The 13,697-nt window shown below is 49.1% G+C and carries 11 protein-coding genes; 6 read left to right on the top strand and 5 right to left on the bottom strand.

Annotated elements, in window-relative coordinates:
• The first annotated feature begins 66 nt into the window (after positions 1-66).
• Complete coding sequence (ppsR, locus tag F0316_RS16330) at positions 67-900, top strand: posphoenolpyruvate synthetase regulatory kinase/phosphorylase PpsR (RefSeq protein ID WP_001177872.1); 834 nt, start codon at positions 67-69, stop codon at positions 898-900.
• Positions 901-983: 83 nt separating this feature from the next.
• On the opposite strand, the gene F0316_RS16325 is transcribed toward ppsR, so the two are convergent.
• The 3 genes from F0316_RS16325 to F0316_RS16315 form a co-directional block, all read right to left on the bottom strand.
• Positions 984-3,860, bottom strand: a complete 2,877-nt coding sequence (locus F0316_RS16325) for an FAD-binding and (Fe-S)-binding domain-containing protein (RefSeq protein WP_149560722.1) — start codon at positions 3,858-3,860, stop codon at positions 984-986.
• Between the two features lie 97 nt (positions 3,861-3,957).
• Positions 3,958-5,094 (bottom strand): FMN-dependent L-lactate dehydrogenase LldD, encoded by a 1,137-nt coding sequence (lldD, locus tag F0316_RS16320; protein ID WP_000587015.1) that lies wholly within the window; start codon positions 5,092-5,094, stop codon positions 3,958-3,960.
• Between the two features lie 121 nt (positions 5,095-5,215).
• Positions 5,216-6,910, bottom strand: a complete 1,695-nt coding sequence (locus tag F0316_RS16315) for an L-lactate permease (protein WP_172626068.1) — start codon at positions 6,908-6,910, stop codon at positions 5,216-5,218.
• Here F0316_RS16315 and F0316_RS19905 point away from each other — a divergent pair.
• From F0316_RS19905 to F0316_RS16295, 5 genes are all read left to right on the top strand, one after another.
• On the top strand, positions 6,870-7,016 hold the full coding sequence (locus tag F0316_RS19905; protein ID WP_001897441.1) for a hypothetical protein: 147 nt from the start codon (positions 6,870-6,872) through the stop codon (positions 7,014-7,016). The two genes, F0316_RS16315 and F0316_RS19905, sit on opposite strands and share 41 nt — an antisense overlap.
• A 99-nt stretch (positions 7,017-7,115) precedes the next feature.
• Positions 7,116-8,015 carry a LysR family transcriptional regulator gene (locus tag F0316_RS16310; protein ID WP_001200834.1) on the top strand — a complete coding sequence of 300 codons (900 nt, stop codon included), beginning with the start codon at positions 7,116-7,118 and terminating at the stop codon, positions 8,013-8,015.
• Between the two features lie 153 nt (positions 8,016-8,168).
• A complete protein-coding gene (locus F0316_RS16305; RefSeq protein WP_001215767.1) occupies positions 8,169-8,912 on the top strand; it encodes a substrate-binding periplasmic protein in 744 nt (247 codons plus the stop codon).
• A gap of 130 nt (positions 8,913-9,042) precedes the next feature.
• Complete coding sequence (locus F0316_RS20345; protein WP_172626067.1) at positions 9,043-10,590, top strand: methyl-accepting chemotaxis protein; 1,548 nt, start codon at positions 9,043-9,045, stop codon at positions 10,588-10,590.
• Between the two features lie 19 nt (positions 10,591-10,609).
• Positions 10,610-11,341, top strand: a complete 732-nt coding sequence (locus F0316_RS16295) for a transporter substrate-binding domain-containing protein (protein ID WP_000978021.1) — start codon at positions 10,610-10,612, stop codon at positions 11,339-11,341.
• Between the two features lie 166 nt (positions 11,342-11,507).
• On the opposite strand, the gene F0316_RS16290 is transcribed toward F0316_RS16295, so the two are convergent.
• Both F0316_RS16290 and F0316_RS16285 read right to left on the bottom strand, forming a co-directional pair.
• Complete coding sequence (locus F0316_RS16290) at positions 11,508-13,127, bottom strand: ABC transporter ATP-binding protein (protein WP_149560720.1); 1,620 nt, start codon at positions 13,125-13,127, stop codon at positions 11,508-11,510.
• Between the two features lie 28 nt (positions 13,128-13,155).
• A complete protein-coding gene (locus F0316_RS16285) occupies positions 13,156-13,650 on the bottom strand; it encodes a hypothetical protein (RefSeq protein ID WP_000422922.1) in 495 nt (164 codons plus the stop codon).
• Positions 13,651-13,697 lie beyond the last annotated feature (47 nt).

Genomic DNA, 13,697 nt, shown 5'->3' with positions numbered 1-13,697 from the left:
CCGGGTTTTGTTATGCGTATTATGGTGCTTATCCTAATCAAAAATTTTTGAAAGATTAAATAGAAGATGCAAATGGAATCGCAACGCCGTGATGTGTTCTATGTTTCTGATGGAACGGCCATCACTTGTGAAACGTTGGGGCACGTTGTACTGGGTCAGTTTGCTGTGCAACCCAATGAAAAAACCTTTCCGTTTGTGGAAAGTGACGAAAAATTGAGTGAACTGCTCAAGCAGATCCAACGTTCTTATCAATTGCACGGGGTAAAACCTTTGGTGTTTTTCTCCATGGTGATCCCCGAAATGCGTACCCGTTTGCTGCAAGCGCCCGCGCATTTTTACGATGTGTTGGAGAGCATAGTGCAGCGGGTGAGTCTGGATATTGAGATGGAGCCCGCGCCTAAGTTGCAACGCTCGCGCAGTGTCGGCAAGGACTCGGACACCTATTTTGACCGGATCGCTGCCATTGAATACACCTTGGCACATGATGATGGCGTTTCGCTCAAAGATCTCGACCGGGCTGACATCATTTTGCTTGGTGTGTCGCGCAGCGGAAAAACGCCCACCAGTTTGTACATGGCGATGCAGTTTGGCCTGCGCGTGGTGAACTACCCCTTTATCGCCGAAGATATGCATGCGATGCGCCTGTTGCCTGAGTTTGAGTTTCATCGTCATAAACTGTTTGGTCTTACCATCAATGCGGAGCGTTTGACTGAAATTCGCGAAAACCGTTTGGCAGGCAGCGAATACGCCAGCAACCAGCAGTGTTTGCAGGAATTAGCGACGGTCGAAGCGCTGTTCCGCCGTGAAGCCATCCCATACATCAACACGTCCTCCTTGTCGGTGGAGGAGATCTCTACCCGGATCCTTGAACGCACAGGCTTAAAGCGCCGTTTATTCTAATTTCTATTACGATAAGGGCATTTTGAGAAGGGGCGAAAGAGCCCCTTCTCTTTTCCCAAATTATCGGTTTGGGAAAGTATTTTTTATGCGTACTCGCTTGGCTGCTCTGTACTCTCTTGCGTTGCCAACCTTGGTCTCGCGACTTCATCCACCAGATACAAGATGGATTGATAAGGAATGCCGCTGTGGTGTGATAAGCCGATTTCACACGTGCGGCTATTACTAAACCCACGGCTGCAGTGCGCCGGCACTTGCTCTTTGAGAGAATGGACGGCAGCGGCATTGAGCTCAGGCGTAGTAAAACCTTTGTCTCCCGCCCAGCCACAGCACTGAATGTGCTCAGGCACAATCACCTCACTGGCGCAGGCTTTGGCCAGTTTCAGCATATCGCCTTCTAAGCCAAGGCGGCGCGAGCTACAAGTGATATGCAGCATGATGGTTTCTTGCTTCGGCGCGAGTGTGAGGTGATCCAGTAAGTAACGACTTACCAACCCCGTTGGCTCCAGAATTTCCATCGGTTTGGTGAACTGCTCAATGCTGCGTTTGGCGCACGGGCTGGTGTCCATCAAGATCGGATAACGCCCTTCTTGGCTAGCTTGCCATAAAGCGTGTTCGAGCTGCTGGGCTTTGCTCTGCGCAATCTCAGTCATCCCTTTGCTGTCATAAGGCATACCACAGCACTGGCTGCTGAGCTCTGTAGGCAGGATCACTTCAAAGCCGGCTTTATTGAGCAGGGAGAGGGTGACTTCCGTCAGTGGGCGTTGATCGGTCGCGCTTGCTTGTTGACCCATATTGCGGCTGGCACAAGAGGGCAGGTAAACCACTTTTTTGTCACTGCGCGGCAGATTTTCGACAGCGAGTTCCAGCGAGTGAGTGTTCGCTTGCGGCATTTCCGGCATCCACAAAGGGGTTTTGCCTTTGCTGATCCGGCGCAGACCATTAACCATGGAACCCACCGATTTTTCTCCGAGCACTTTGGTTGCCAGTTGGTTAGCTTTTAATCCTGTGCGAGCGAGCGTGGTGGTCGCGGTAAAGTGCTCTGCTGTCCAACGCGCAATCGGGGTAAATTTTTGGTATTTGGCGGTGCGCAGTTTTTTGACCAAATCGCCGGTATTGATGCCGACGGGGCAACGCTCGGCGCACAATCCAGTTGCGGCGCAGGTATCTAACCCTTGGTACTCAAACACTTGCTCTAGTTCGCTAGAGGCAACGCTTTCACCTGCTGCGCGGCGGCGTTGCAATTCGCGATACAACACAATACGTTGGCGTGGTGATAACGTGAGGGTGCGTGATGGGCAGACCGGTTCACAGAAACCACATTCGATACAGCGATCCACCAAGTTATCGGCCGCAGGCATGGGTTTAAGGTTGCTGATGTGCGAATGCTTATCTTCGTTGATGATAACGCCGGGGTTGAGCAGGCGTTTGGGATCAAAGAGCGCTTTGATTTTTTGCATCAAGGCGTAGCCTTCTTTACCCCATTCCAGTTCAACGTAAGGGGCCATGTTGCGTCCTGTGCCATGTTCGGCTTTCAGTGATCCTTGGTATTTTACGGCCACCAGTTCGGCTACATCGTCCATAAACGCGCCGTAACGTTCGATTTCACTTTGCTTATCAAAGCCTTGAGTAAACACAAAGTGCAGGTTGCCTTCAAGGGCGTGACCAAAGATGATCGCTTCACTGTAGTGGTATTTGTCAAACAGAGCTTGCAGATCGCGCACGCCTGCTGCGAGCTTTTCCACCGGAAAGGCCACATCTTCAATGATGACCGTAGTGCCCACTTCGCGTACAGCCCCCACCGCTGGGAACATGCCTTTACGAATGCCCCATAAGGTCGCCACAGTTTTGCTCTCGGAAGTAAACGGAACCGATTCAATAATTTGGTAGCGTTGTAGCGCGCTCATCACTTGCTCACACTGAGTGTGTAAGGTTTGCGCGTCACTGGCGTGGGATTCAACCAGTAGTGCAGCGGCTTCTAAATCGAGCTTGGCGATAAATTCCGGCATGCCTTTTTTGTCGGCAACCGAGCGTAGCGCGCGTCCATCCATCATTTCTACCGCTGCCACTGGCGTTTTGGAAAGCGTGGTCACCGCTTGGCTGGCTTGTTCAATATCGGCAAACACCAGTAGCGCAGAGGCTTTGTGTGCGTGTTCAATCACGGTGTGATAGGTGATGTCGGCGATAAAGCCGAGTGTGCCTTCTGAGCCAATCATCAAGTGGGTCAGCACTTCGATTGGATCAGAGAAATCAACCAAGGCGTTCAGCGCATAACCTGTGGTGTTTTTTAGGCGGTATTTGTGGCGGATGCGTTCGGTGAGCTCAGAATTGGCTAGAGTCTCTTGGCACAGCGCGTGAATTCCTTCCACCAAGTCGGCACGCTCTTGTTTAAAACGTGCCACGCTGCCTGGGTCACGTGTATCGAGCACATAACCGTCGGCAAACACAATTTGCATACCATCGACGGTGCGATAAGAGTTTTGCGCCGTACCGCAGCACATGCCGCTGGCGTTATTGGCCGCAATGCCACCGATTTTACAAGTGTTGATGGAGGCGGGATCGGGGCCGATTTTGCGCTGAAACGGGGCAAGGTACTTGTTGGCATCGGCGCCAATCACGCCCGGTTGCAGGCGAATTTTCAAGCCTTGGTTTTGCACTTCATGCCCGCGCCAATCGTCGGTTAAGGTGATGAGTACCGAATCGGAAACCGCTTGACCCGATAAGCTGGTGCCTGCCGCGCGAAAGGTAAAATGGATACCCAGTTGGCCACAACTCTGAATAGCAAAAATCACTTCATCGAGTGATTTGAGGCGTAACACGATTTTGGGGATCAACCGATAAAAGCTGGCATCGGTACCGTAGGCGAGCCGTTTCGCTTCTTGAGTAATAATGCGCTGCGGATCAATTCGGCTCGCTAAAATCTGTTCGAGCTGATAGAGACGATCGGCGATCGGTGGGGTCATATTGTGCTTCCTCGTGTGTTCCCTCAATTCACTTTTTACCTGAAGTTGCAGGGGGGGGCTGCAACTTCAAGTCGTTTAAGGTTAGGGGATACTTTTATTATCTTTTGACTAATGAATCGCGTGACAGTTCGGCAATGCTCTTTGCGCCAGTCAAGGTCATGGCAACCCGCATTTCTTTTTCATACAGGTCGAGCAGGTTTTCTACCCCAGCGCGCCCTTGCGCTGCTAGAGCGTAAATAAACGAGCGGCCGAGCATGGTACAATCTGCGCCGAGTGCCAGCATGCGTACCACGTCTAGACCAGTGCGGATACCCGAATCGACCAGAATCTTCAGGTCGCCTTTCACCGCATCGGCAATCGCGGGTAGTGCTTGCACGGTAGAAAGCACGCCATCTAACTGGCGGCCACCGTGGTTAGACACCACAATGCCGTCTGCGCCGAAACGCACTGCGTCTTTTGCATCTTCCGTATCCAAAATGCCTTTGATGATCATTGGGCCGTCCCAGAAATCACGGATCCACTCTAAGTCTTTCCATGAAATGGAAGGGTCAAAGTTTGCGCCCAGCCAGCCGATGTAGTCTTCCAGTTTGGTCGGTGAGCCACGGTATTTGGAGATGTTGCCCAAGTCGTGCGGCTTACCAAGCAAACCCACATCCCATGCCCAGCTTGGGTGTGTCATGGCTTGCAATACGCGGCGCATCGCAGCGTTAGGGCCGCTCATGCCAGAATGCATATCGCGATAACGGGCGCCCGGTACTGGCATATCCACGGTGAACACCAGATTTTTCACGCCAGCGGCTTTGGCACGCTCCAATACGTTTTTCATAAAGCCGCGATCTTTTAAAACGTAAAGCTGGAACCAAATTGGACGATGAATCGAAGGCGCCACTTCTTCAATGGGACAGACCGAAACCGTGGAAAGAGTAAAAGGAATACCTTTCGCTTCCGCTGCTTGCGCGGCTTGCACTTCGCCACGGCGTGCGTACATACCGGTTAAACCCACAGGAGAAAGGGCGATCGGCAGCGCCATTTTTTCGCCAAACAGCTCGGTTTCTAAACTCAGCTCCGACATATCACTCAGTACACGTTGGCGCAGTGCAATGTCGGCCAGATCATCGGTATTGCGTCTGAGTGTGTGTTCTCCATACGAGCCGCCATCGATGTAGTGGAACAAAAAGGGCGGGAGTTTGGCTTTGGCTGCAGCGCGGTAATCGGTCGAAGCGGAAATGATCATAATGCAATCCTATTCTGGGCCTATTCTGTGAATGTTTCTTTTTGCTCAAGCCCATACACGAGGTGCAAGGTGAGTTTGAGCGATGAGAGCGAGACGCTCGCTCTCGGTACTGATTAAAGTTTTAGCGTTTCATTAAAGCATCGGTCATGTTGAAGCCGTAAATCACGGTCATGCCGATGATGCCGGTCAAAACAAGATAGTAGAGGGTTGGCAAAACGGTTTTGCGCAGTGTCGCACCTTCATGACCCAGCAGGCCAACCGTCGCGGATGCCGCGACCACGTTATGGATGGCAATCATGTTACCGGCGGCTGCACCAACGGCTTGCAGAGCGATGATCACCACGCTCGAGATGGTCAGCGTTTGTGCCACTTCAAATTGGAATTGGCTGAACATCATATTGGACACTGTGTTGGAACCGGCAATGAAAGCGCCCAGTGCACCAACGGTTGCACTCAGCATTGGGAAAGCGTCACCCACTAAACCTGCTGCAAAGTTAGCGGTTGTCACGGGCATACTGGCTAAATCTGCGCCGTTAACTCCAGAGTTAATGAAAATCCGCACCATCGGGATGGTAAATACCAGTACAAAGCCTGCGCCAATCAAGGTTTTGGTCGATTCACCAAACGCTTTGCCCATCGGCGCTAAGCTGCGAGCTTGAGTGAGAACCGCAATCAAGGCCACAAACACCAGAATGCCGCCAGGTAGATAAAGCGGCTCAATGGCCGTGCTGATGCCGGTTTCACCTAAAATATTGCTAAAGGAAACCTTGATACCCAGTAGCAACGCTTTGACATCCGCACTCACACGGCTAGCGACGAGAATAACCGCGAGCAGCACATAAGGTGCCCATGCGAGAGCAAGACTCATCGGCTTGGCTTTGACGTCATCCAGATCCATTTTCAGCGAGCCTAACCATTCCGCAGGCCATTCGTTTTCAGGACGAAAATCCCATTGGGTTTTGGGTACCAAGAAGCCTTTTTTCGCCGCCGTCACCACAATCGCAAGACCTACGAGACCGCCCATGAGTGAAGGAAACTCAGGGCCGAGGAACACGCCGGTCAGCGCGTAAGGAACAGTAAAGGCAAGGCCTGAAAAAATCGCGAAAGGTAGAATGTCCAAACCTTCTGTCCAACTGCGGTTTTTACCGAAGAAACGGGTCAACATCATCGCCATCAAAATGGGCATCAGTGTGCCGACTGAGGCGTGGATCAGCGCCACACTGGTGGTGATTTGCTGCAGATACACATCCCAGTTTGAACCGTTAGCCAGCAGCGCTTCCGTGATGTTGTGGGTGTCCAGACCTTTGTTGACGCCAACAATGATTGGCGTACCAACGGCGCCAAATGAAACGGGCGTCGATTGGATCATCATGCCCATTAACACCGCCGCAAGGGCGGGGAAACCAATCGCAACCAGCAGTGGGGCGGCAATCGCCGCAGGCGTTCCGAAGCCTGAAGCGCCCTCAATAAAGGAGCCAAAACACCAAGCGATGATGATGGCCTGCACGCGGCGATCCGGTGAAATGTTGGTAAAGCCGTTACGAATCGTGGTAATCGCACCCGTGTATTTGAGCGTGTTGAGCAGGAAAATCGCACCAAACACAATCCACAACACAGAGACCGTGATGCCCAAACCTTGCAATACGGAGGCGATCACGCGGTTAGCCGACATATTCCAAAATATCAGGGCAATCGCAACGGTAAGGGCGAAAGCCACGGGCATGGCTTTCTTGGCTGGCCAGTTGAGGCCGACCAGTAAAATAGCGGCCACCACTATGGGTGAAAAGGCCACCAGCGCGAGCAGTGTTTCATTCATGGAGTACTTCCTCGTCCTTGAACTCTCCATCAATCGGGATGAGCTAACGCGCACAGAATGTAGGGTACGGCTAACCAGTAAGAGTTCGGTTGTTGATTTTTTATAGTTGTGATGGGGTTGTTAAGTTGGCGTGAATTTACTGCTTTATTTTTTGTGGATATAGGGAAATAATGAAATTCATTATTTCCAAAAATAACAAAATCAGATGCGTGCCGATGACTTAATTTTGTTTTATCAAGTGATTGAATTGGGGAGTTTCAGTAAGGTTGCAGAGCAAAATGGCCTTACAAATTCGGTGGTTAGCAAAAGATTGGCGCGATTGGAAGAAGAACTTGGCGTGCAGCTATTGTATCGAACAACGCGTAAATTGACCTTGACTGAGGCAGGCAAGGCATTGTTGCACGGTGCTAAAAATGTGAAGCAAGCCACTCAAGAAGCACTGGATGCGGTGGTGGGATTTGGCGAAAACGTCAGCGGTCACATCAAAATGTCGGTGCCGACCATCTCGGGTGACTTGATTTTGGCCGATGCGGTCGCTGAGTTTTGTAACCTGCATCCGGGGCTGACGGTGGATATGTCGCTGGATAATCGCTTCGTAGATCTTGTTGAAGGCGGCTATGACTTGGTGATCCGCACCGGTTATTTGGAAGATTCGAGTTTGATTGCGCGGCATATTTTGGACTCGCAGTGGGTAGTGTGCGCGTCTCCCGCTTACATTGCCCGCAACGGTAAGCCACTCAAGCCAGAAGATTTAGCTAGACACAACTGCTTGCAATACGCCTATCAAACCACGGGGGCGACCGATTGGGAATTTAAAGGGGCAAAAGGCAACTACATAGTTAAAGTGTCCGGTACCTTTTCGACCGATAATGCCACCGCACTGCGTAAAGCTGCGCTTGGTGGGCACGGCATTGCTTATGTACCGCGCTGTTTGGTGTATCACGATTTTCGTAATGGCGAATTGGTGGACGTGTTTCCAGAACAGGTCGGCAAAAAACTTGGTATCTACGCAGTTTATCCATTCACGCGCCAACCGCCCAACAAAGTGCGTTTGTTGATTGAGCACATACGTGCCCGTTATTTAGCGATATCACATTATTTTTAAAAGATAAAAGACTCACTCATCAAGGCCGCTTCCTATGAGGATTATCACTTCTTAAGCATTTCCCGTAAAAAAGGCGTGGTAACAAATTGCGCATATTTTCAATCCTAAGTCTATCCTTTTGAATAACGTGTAAACGAATGAAGGATACCTCAAATGCGTCATGGACTAAGCAAATGGCTTTGGATTCCGCTTTTATCATTATCGGCGGCTTTTTCTGTTAAGGCTGACACTTTGATACTGACCTCGCTAGATTGGCCGCCCTACTCAGGTGATGGGTTGGCTGAAAAAGGTGCGTCGATTGCGGTGGTTAAGGCGGCCGTTGAAGCGATGGGCCATGAGTTGGTGGTTGAGTTTTATCCTTGGTCACGAGCAGTGCATCTGGCTAAAGGTGAAGCCAAGTATTCCGGTTATTTTCCGGAGTACTTTTTTGAAGACAACAGCTTATTGTTCTCCGATTCTATCGGCAAAGGCCCATTAGGTTTTGCGGAAAATGTGGCCAATCCTATTCAATGGTCCGTGCTTGAGGATCTCAAGCCGCACACCATTGGTGTCGTTCGTGACTACATCAATACCCCTGAACTTGATTCAATGATCGCCCAAGGGCAATTACTCTCTTCTGCGGTTAACAGCGATGTTCAAAACTTACAGAAAGTGGCCAAAGGCCGCGTGCCTCTCGCGGTCATTGATAGCAACGTATTTAACTACCTTAAGAATAATGATCCCAGCTTGGCGGCAGATAAAGACCAGCTACAGATGAATAAGCAGTTGTTGGTTGAAAAAGATCTGCACATTGCATTTCGCAACGACGCACAGGGTCAGAAATGGCAAGCCATCGTTAATGAAGGTCTGAAAAAGATCGACATCGAAAAAATTATGAATAGCTACCTGTCAAAGTAGCAGAATCACAATGTCAGATTGGGAAAAATAACTTGGGAGAATAGGAACCTACCATGCCACTTTACTTGCCTGTGAAGTGCGTGCTGGTGAAGAGGGTTTCTCTTGAGCCTTCTGGTTTAATGGAGGTCACATGTTTAGAAGTATTAAAGTCGCCTCAATTGTGCAGATTGTGTTTGCGGTGTGTGCGGTTTTGCTGGCATTAACGGTATTTGAGTACAAAAAAGCGCTCAATACTTTTACTAACGATCTTAATTTGACGGTCAGTAACACCTTAACGCGGTTGCAAGTCAATTTGCCTAAACCGCTATGGGATTTTGACTTAGAGACAGTGAAGTCGGCGATCAGCGCGGAGTTGAAAACGCCGGAAATCTCGTCGATCAAAATTACCGATACTGCAGGTAAATCCATTTTGTATCTGACCCTAGCTCAAGAGATAGATGATAAGGGATTACGCAAAACGATCGCAGTAGAAAACGAAGGCGCATTGGCCGAGTTAGCTTCTGTGAGCGGAGAGTTAGAGTTTGTTGAATATGGTAAGAAGAACCCGCTCGGCTCGATTGAAATTCGCTATTCCGATGAGTTTATGCATCAGCAATTGGCTGAGTATGTGTCTTTTAATCTGCTCAAAGTATTGATTTTAGCGATTCTTATCCCTTGTATGCTGTTTATTATCCTGAACTTTTCAGTGTTGAAACCACTGAATGAGTTGGGTGATAAAACCCGTACTCTATCCAGTGGGGATGCAGATCTCACCCATCAGTTACCCGTTCCTAAATACAAAGAATTTCAAGCTGTGACTCAAGGCATTAATCAGTTCACGACCACGCTGCGCACCATAGTCGTGGAAGTGAATGATGCTTCTTCTGAACTGCGCTTACAAGCCCAGCAAAGCCGAGAAAAGGCGGAAGAAAACGTTGCACAAATTGACCAGCAAAAACATCAGTTGGAAACCATCGCTGCAGCCGCCACAGAACTGAACCACTCGGTCGCAACCGTCGCACAAACTGTGAATGAAACGGCTGAACAAGCGCTGAATGCGACAAGGTTAACCGATAATGTTGTCCATGAAATTGGTTCAGCGACGTCTGATATCTCCAACATGTGTAATGAAATGGTACGAGTCAATCAAGAGATGAGCAAACTGCTGATTGAAGGGGAGAAAATCACCACAGTACTGAATGTGATTAATGATATTTCAGAGCAGACGAACTTACTGGCGTTAAACGCGGCGATTGAGGCAGCACGTGCTGGTGAACAAGGGCGCGGATTTGCGGTGGTTGCCGACGAAGTGCGAAATCTAGCCGTGAAGACCAGCCAATCCACAGAGCAAATTAAAGCCAATATCACCAATTTGAACCGTGCAACCAATACGGTGGAAGAAGAGTTAACGCGGATGACCGGACTGCTGGAAAAAACAGCAGAGAAGGTTAGCCATTCGCAGTCATCGATTCGAAATGTGAAATCGTCAGTGGAAATGATTTCTGAACGAAGCGATCAAATCCATCAATCAGCCGCAGAGCAGAGAACCGCAATTGAAGAGATTAGCCTTGCAATTGTTGAAGCCTCAGAGGCGGCCAACAGTGTTTATGACCGCGCTGCTCAAAACGCGGAAGGAACAAAACGAGTCAGCGCAATCAGCGCATTAATTGCCGAACACATGGCGAAGTTTAGAACTTAGGTCAATAACGGGAGTGTTTATGATGAAATCCATTGCTACTTTAATCAGTGTTGTATTGTGTAGTTTTTCCGCTTGGGCTCAAACCATTACTGCAGCGCAAGATCCATGGCCACCTTTTGTGATGGAGAATGCGCAGCAAAAAGGGCTTTCGGTGGATATTGTGACCGCCGCGTTTGCTACTCAAGGCTATACGGTGGAGTTTACTATCATGCCTTGGTCGCGGGCGCTGAATGATGTTAAAGAAGGGAAAATCGATATTCTACCCGCGACATGGTTTACCCAAGAGAGAACTGCCTATCTCACTTACTCCGATAACTATCTGACTAATCAAGTGAAGTTTATTAAGAAAGCCGGAGATAACTTTGAATTTGCTGGACTGGCCAGTTTAAACGGTAAGAAAGTTGGGATTGTTCGTGGTTATGGGTATGGCGATGAGTTTATGAATGATCCCTCGTTTTTCCGTCCAGAATCTACTGACCTCAAACAAAATTTACAGAAACTGCAAGCTGGACGGATTGATCTTGCTGTCGAAGATGAGCTGGTGGCCAAATCGATCATTACCGAAGCTGGTATGAATTTGGCGGATTTTGCCTTCACCAACCAAGCGATTTCGGAAAACCCACTGCATGTGACTTCCGGTAAAGCCAATCCACGTTCAGAAGAGTTGGTGGCTGCGTTTAATAAAGGGTTAGCGGAAATTAAAGCCAATGGCACATTTGATAAACTGTTAGCCGATTACGGTATCAAATAGCACCTTATCTCTGTTTAACTGCAGCAATAAAGAATAAAAAACTCGCTCAATTTGAGCGAGTTTTTGTTGTCGGCGGCCAAACCGAAAAGGCAGCTATGCCATGGTGAAATCCGTATAATCTTCATTCACTAATAAGTGTAGACGTCATTCGTGAAGTTAATATGAATCATGCTGCATTTTCTTCCAGAATGTCGAAAGAGGCAGCGATCAGTTTCTTGGTGTATTCATGTTGTGGATTATGGAAGATGGATTCCGCATTGCCTTGCTCCATCACTTGCCCTTTTTGCATCACCAGCACGCTATCCGATAACGCTTTTACCACGGCAAGATCGTGGCTGATGAACAGATAGCCGATGTTGCGTCGTTTTTGAATCTCTTTTAGCAGTTCAATGACCGTCAGTTGTACGGAGCGATCCAGCGCTGAAGTGGGCTCATCCAATAAAATAAAGGAAGGTTCCAGAATTAGCGCCCGAGCAATTGCAATCCGCTGACGTTGACCGCCGGAGAACTCATGTGGGTAACGATTAATCGAATTCGGATCTAATCGCACTTCTTCGAGCGCTCGTCTCGCCCGTTGCATACGTTCCAACCTGCTGATGTGTGGTTGATGAACCAAAAGCCCTTCAGTGATGATTTCGCCAACGGTCATACGTGGAGAAAGCGAGCCATAAGGGTCTTGAAACACCATCTGAATGTCTTTTTTCAGGGCTAAGCGCTGTTTCTCGCTCAAAGCGCGAAAGTCTTGCCCTTTGAAGGTAATCTGACCCGTGGAAGGCAGTAAACCAATCAAAGCTCGCCCTAAGGTGGATTTTCCGCTGCCTGATTCGCCTACGATACCGAGGGTTTCGCCTTGCTTGAGTTCAAGAGAAATCCCTTTCACTGCTTCAAAGTACTGATTACGACGGCTGATAAAGTGCGGTTTAACCAGAAACTTGACTCGAATATCTTCGGCTTTGAGCAGTGGTGCTGCATCGACAGCAACTGGCTCTTTAATGCCTTTGGGTATCGAGTTAATCAACATGCGTGTGTAATCATGCTCAGGTTGCTGGAAAAGCTGTTCAGTAGAGCCTTGCTCCACCACATCCCCTTTGCACATTACCAGCACGCGGTCGGCAACAAATTTCACCACACCTAAATCGTGGGTGATAAACAAAATCGCCATGCCCATATTGGCTTGGATCTCTTTGATGAGTCGGAGCACTTCGGCTTGAACTGTGACATCAAGCGCCGTGGTCGGTTCATCGGCGATCAAAATATCCGGCTCATTGATCAGTGCCATCGCAATCATAATGCGCTGTAACTGACCGCCGGAAAACTCATGCGGGAATTTTTGGTAAGCGCCTTTGGGGTCGGGCAGATGAACGAGCTGAAACAGCTCCAAGACTCGCTGTTTCGCTTGATTCTGGCTGACACTACGGTGACAACGAATGGCTTCAGCAACTTGAACGCCAACACGCATATAGGGATTGAGTGAGGTCATCGGCTCTTGGAAGATCATGCCAATCCGATCCCCACGGATGCGGCGCATCTGCGTGTCCGTTTTATTGAGCAGCTCTTCACCTTCAAACATGATGCTCGATTCTGGATGGATCCGCGCGTTTTTAGGCAGTAGTTGCATCAAGGCGTTGGTCGAAACCGATTTACCACTACCTGACTCACCAACAATCGCAAGGGTTTCTCCGGGGCGAATGTCAAAGCTGACGTTTTTCACCGCATCGACAACACCATCATTGGTGGTAAAGCTCACGCTTAGATTACGAACTTGCAAAAGTGGATTGGGTGACATTGTATTTCCTTATTCAATTCATCACGATTCAATTCATCACGGGAGATGCGGTGGGTAAAGCCATGCTGCTTCTTAACTGGTTAAAGTAGAAGTGTGCTTTCTCCACTTGTTGATATTCCAACTGCCATTCGGCACTGCGCTGCGCGTAGCAAAAGGCATTGATATGGCGCAGCAGATATTCGCTCACTTGGCATAGGGTGGAATTAAGGCGGCGCATCAAGTCAATTTCTTCAATCGATAGAAATTGCAACAGAGCATAGGCTTGATTGAGGGCATCAAACGCGCGTTGATACTGGCCGATGTTGTTGAAAATTTCAGACTGCGCAATAGCGGCATCACGCAGACCAGTGATCAAACATGCCATCTGGCATGGTTTCGTCTGCTCATCATGTGCGGCACTGTGAATATGTTGCGGCATGTAGTGTAGAACATCTTCTAACAAGTAATGGGCTTGCGACCAGTGTCCTTGCTTGAGTAACTGTTCAGCCTGCAAAAAACTGTTCCAACACTGCTGTAATTCCATGGTCCATTCTCCCCGCCAAGAAAGGGATATTTAAATGCAATTTATTC

This window comes from Vibrio cholerae (assembly GCF_008369605.1).
Taxonomy (GTDB): Bacteria; Pseudomonadota; Gammaproteobacteria; order Enterobacterales; family Vibrionaceae; genus Vibrio; species Vibrio cholerae.
The sequence above is the reverse complement of the archived record's forward strand: the minus strand, read 5'-3'. Positions and strand labels throughout refer to the sequence as shown.

What these genes read in the sequence shown, in the direction of transcription:
- F0316_RS19905 (WP_001897441.1), top strand. Translation starts at nt 6,870, where the DNA reads ATGGGTGAAAAGGCCACCAGCGCGAGCAGTGTTTCATTCATGGAGTAC.
- lldD (WP_000587015.1), bottom strand. Translation starts at nt 5,094, where the DNA reads ATGATCATTTCCGCTTCGACCGATTACCGCGCTGCAGCCAAAGCCAAA.
- ppsR (WP_001177872.1), top strand. Translation starts at nt 67, where the DNA reads ATGCAAATGGAATCGCAACGCCGTGATGTGTTCTATGTTTCTGATGGA.
- F0316_RS16325 (WP_149560722.1), bottom strand. Translation starts at nt 3,860, where the DNA reads ATGACCCCACCGATCGCCGATCGTCTCTATCAGCTCGAACAGATTTTA.
- F0316_RS16290 (WP_149560720.1), bottom strand. Translation starts at nt 13,127, where the DNA reads ATGTCACCCAATCCACTTTTGCAAGTTCGTAATCTAAGCGTGAGCTTT.
- F0316_RS16285 (WP_000422922.1), bottom strand. Translation starts at nt 13,650, where the DNA reads ATGGAATTACAGCAGTGTTGGAACAGTTTTTTGCAGGCTGAACAGTTA.
- F0316_RS16310 (WP_001200834.1), top strand. Translation starts at nt 7,116, where the DNA reads ATGCGTGCCGATGACTTAATTTTGTTTTATCAAGTGATTGAATTGGGG.
- F0316_RS16305 (WP_001215767.1), top strand. Translation starts at nt 8,169, where the DNA reads ATGCGTCATGGACTAAGCAAATGGCTTTGGATTCCGCTTTTATCATTA.
- F0316_RS20345 (WP_172626067.1), top strand. Translation starts at nt 9,043, where the DNA reads ATGTTTAGAAGTATTAAAGTCGCCTCAATTGTGCAGATTGTGTTTGCG.
- F0316_RS16295 (WP_000978021.1), top strand. Translation starts at nt 10,610, where the DNA reads ATGATGAAATCCATTGCTACTTTAATCAGTGTTGTATTGTGTAGTTTT.
- F0316_RS16315 (WP_172626068.1), bottom strand. Translation starts at nt 6,910, where the DNA reads ATGAATGAAACACTGCTCGCGCTGGTGGCCTTTTCACCCATAGTGGTG.